Below are 4,023 nucleotides of genomic sequence, written 5' to 3' on the forward strand. Positions count from 1 at the left end.
GCACAACCTCACGCACCCGACGCGCTTTGTCCGCTAATGCGCTAAATTCTGCTGGAGTCAGTGCTTGTGCCCCGTCCACAAAGGCATGTGCCGGGTCGTTATGAATTTCTGTCATCAACCCTTGGGCGCCTGCAGCAATGGCGGCCAAGGCTAGCGGTGCCACAAATTGTGCCACCCCAGCAGCATGTGAGGCATCGGCAATCACTGGAAAATGGGTCAAGCTCTGCAGAACTGGAATGGCAGAGACATCAATGGTGTTGCGCGTGTACTTATTATCATAGGTCCGAATACCACGCTCCATTAAAATAATTTGCGTGTTCCCACCAGCCACAATGTATTCGGCAGCATTTAACAAATCATCAATTGTGGCAGACATTCCACGTTTCAAGACAACAGGCTTCCGCTTTTGTCCAAGAGCTTTCAACAAGGCAAAATTCTGCATGTTGCGTGTGCCAACTTGGAAAATATCCGTGTACTGATCCACGAGTTCAACGTCACGGGTATCCAAAATCTCGGTGACCATATCCATTCCCAAAGCATCAGCAGCGGCACGATGCGCTTGAAGACCAGCTTCACCATTCCCTTGGTATGAGTAAGGTGATGTGCGTGGTTTAAAGGCCCCACCACGTAAAATCGTCGCCCCAGCCTTTTTAACGGCCTCACCCATGGTCATCACATGGTCCGGACTTTCAATGGCATCTGGCCCAGCCATAAAGACAAAATTATCGCCGCCAATGACAGAATGCTTGGTCGTAATCACCGTGTCTTCTGGATGGAAGTCACGCGATGACGCAATGGCAGTATGGTGGTTAGTAATAACATCAATAATGTCATTTTTAAAAGGTGCCAGTAGCTCAGCTGATAATGTTTTAACGCCAGCTAATGCCACACGGTTGTTGTGGACAAATACCGGTTTAAGTGGATCCCCTGTGCTCAGGTGATCGGCCAAATGTTGGGCAGTGGTATTGTTATTTGCAATAATAATCATATTGTTATTCCTCGAATTGTTTCTGCCATCAACTGGCGATCAGCTGGTTGGTTAAACCAGTATTCAAAACTTAATGCGCCCTGATTCACTAGCATCGCCAACCCATTTTGCGTAGGTAATTGACGACTGGTAGCGGCACGTAATAAGCCTGTTTGTTGGTTACGATAAATCATATCTACCACTAACGTGTGTTGTGGCAAGAGGCCAATTTGGTAATCCGTTAATAAGGTGCGGGCATCATTCATCCCTACCGTTGTAGCATTAATTAACAAATCGGCTTGTTGTAAAGCTGCTGAGAGTGTTTGATTATCAGCCAAATCGGCCAATTGCCCAATCCCTTGGCTCAGATAAGCCACGGTCGTTTCCCGCTGGGACCAATCCAGATGCGCACGATTGAACACGGTTAATTGTCGCACCCCATATTGTAGTGCCGTTGCCATAACGGCACGCGCAGCGCCACCAGTGCCAAGTAACACCACCCGTTCATGTGGTTGGTTACGCGGGATACTTTGCCAAAAACCATCGCCATCTGTGCTCGTTCCAATCAAGCGCCCTTTTACATTTTTGACCGTATTCACCGCTTGCAGACGTTGCGCCAGTGGTGTGAGTTCATCTAAATACGGGATAATGGTTGATTTATGGGGGGTCGACACATTGAACCCACCAACTGATAGGACCCGTAATCCTGCAACCGCAGCACCCAGTTGTTCGGGTGCAACATCAAATGCTTGATAATACGCATCGATTTGCCGTGCGGCGATCATCCTATTTTGCATCACTGGTGATAGCGAATGCATAGCCGGTTGGGCAATCAAACCATATATTGTCATACTAACCCCCTAAATGTTGCGTAATTTTTTCAGTCAACACAGCCACGGCCAAACCAACGTCTTCAAGAACGGTTTGCGGTGCAGCGCTCATGCCGAAATGATCAAGGCCAAATATCAAGCCATCATCGCCGGCAACAGCCTGCCAACCAAGCGTTGTGCCTGCTTCTATTATCACATTTTTAGCCTGGTCTTTGGGGATGATTGCAGCTTTTTTTGACTGATCAAGCGATAGAAAACGTTGTAAGTCTGGCATTGAAATGACCCGACTAGGCTGTGGCAGTTGTTGGCTAACAGCCAGCGCTAACTGCACTTCTGATCCTGTGGCAATCAAATTAACGACGGCTGCTGGTGCCGCAACAATTTGTGCTGCACCAGCAATCATGGCCTGATGCGCTTGTGCTGGTGTACCCTGTACACCTAGACTGCCACGACTTAGGACTAAAACCGTGGGTGTATCTGTTGATAAAAGGGCTTGGTGCCAGGCGGCCGCCACCTCTTCAGCTGTCCCTGGTCGTAAAACGTTCACCCCAGGAATCAGGCGCAACCCCATTAACTGTTCAACTGGTTGATGCGTCGGCCCATCTTCGCCAACTGTGACACTATCATGGGTAAAGACATAGATGACTGGATCATGCTGCAAGTCACTCAAACGAATAGCGGCCTTCATATAGTCGGAGAATGCCAGAAATGTACTACCAAACACTTTGGTGCCACCGTGTAACCCAATCCCATTCATGACTGCGCCCATACCAAACTCTCTTACGCCAAATCCAATGTTACGACCCGTACGATTATTTGGCGCAAACAAGGATGAATCGGTAATCGTCGTTTGCGTGGAACTGGCTAAATCCGCAGCCCCACCCCACAACTGTGGCCAAGTTTGAGCGACTGTTTGTAACGTGATTTTTCCAATTGTGCGCGCTGCTTGTTGCTGCGCGGTGGCATTAAGGGTTGGTATTTGTGGACTCTGACATTGCGCAAATTCAAGATAAGCTTGTAACTCGGCAGCACTCGGCGTTGTTTGTTGTGCGAGACGCTGCATTATTTTGTTACGCATATGGGTAACGAGTGGCTCATCGAGGCTAAAGTTCGTCGTTAATGTGGTGCCTAAATTATCCGCTAACGCGTTGAGTTGGGCCGGTGTTAGCGGCGTCCCGTGGGCTTGATGCGTCCCAGCATATGGTCCTGAATCACCAATGGTTGTCCGCACCGCAATCAACGTGGGTTCTGGTGACAATTTGGCATTTTCAATCGCATCATGAATGGCCGCTAAATCATTACCATCAGTAATGCGTCGTACATCCCAACCATAACTGGCAAATCGGGCGACATTATCCGCCGTATCGGCCCGCGCCCGCTGGCCATCTAAGCTCACCTGATTATCATCGTATAACACAATCAGTTTTGCCAGCGCCTGTTGGCCAGCCAGCGTCGCGACTTCATGACTGATGCCTTCCATTAAGTCACCATCCCCAACTAGCGCATAGGTGAAGTGATCAATGACCGTTGGAAATTGGGCATGAAGTTTAGCTTCTGCCATCGCCATACCAACTGCCATGCCTAATCCTTGTCCCAGTGGCCCAGTGGTCGCATCCACGCCTGGTGTCACCCCCACTTCAGGATGACCAGGCGTTTTTGAATGTGGTTGACGAAACGCGGCTAAATCAGCAGCCGATAGTGCAAAACCTGCGGCATGCAAAGTGGCGTACAGTAATGCTGCCCCATGGCCTGCTGATAGCACAAACCGATCGCGATTAAGCGCCTCGGGTTGTGCCGGGTCAATCACCAATTGATTCGCATACAATTCATAGAGCATTGGCGCCGCTCCCAAAGCAATCCCTGGATGACCCGAGCCTGCTTTGGTAATCATTTGGTTAGCGAGTAATCGTAATTGATTAATCGTCTGCGTGGCAATATCAGGTTTTACTAATGTTTCGCTCATTATTCTTCCTCATAAAAAAAATCGTGCAGGGTGTAACCCCCAGCACGATTTACCACAACAGTTCACCTGTTAAAATAAAAAGCCACTAAGTGTTACACTCCACTTAGTGACCCAACCTTGAAAAACCTCTGGCCGCTAAGTGCGTCGTTGACCGACGCACTTAACATGCGGCGGTACTACATAAACCAGAAGTAATAATAGCTATTGTTTTTCAAAATTGTATTGTTCATGATTTTTCTCGTTCCTATTTGATGCTCTTACTA

At 48.6% G+C, this 4,023-nt stretch carries 3 protein-coding genes; all 3 read right to left on the bottom strand.

Going from position 1 to position 4,023, the window contains the following annotated elements; all coding sequences use genetic code 11:
- Nucleotides 1-988 (bottom strand): 3-deoxy-7-phosphoheptulonate synthase (gene aroF / locus ACW12G_RS06780; RefSeq protein WP_455647583.1); only part of this gene is annotated, 988 nt, incomplete at its 3' end.
- Nucleotides 985-1,818: a shikimate dehydrogenase family protein gene (locus tag ACW12G_RS06785; protein WP_146976784.1), complete on the bottom strand. Its 834-nt coding sequence runs from the start codon at nucleotides 1,816-1,818 to the stop codon at nucleotides 985-987. The genes aroF and ACW12G_RS06785, both read right to left, overlap by 4 nt.
- A gap of 1 nt (nucleotide 1,819) precedes the next feature.
- Complete coding sequence (locus ACW12G_RS06790) at nucleotides 1,820-3,760, bottom strand: transketolase family protein (protein ID WP_455647584.1); 1,941 nt, start codon at nucleotides 3,758-3,760, stop codon at nucleotides 1,820-1,822.
- Between the last annotated feature and the right edge of the window lie 263 nt (nucleotides 3,761-4,023).

Source organism: Leuconostoc sp. (genome assembly GCF_965300815.1).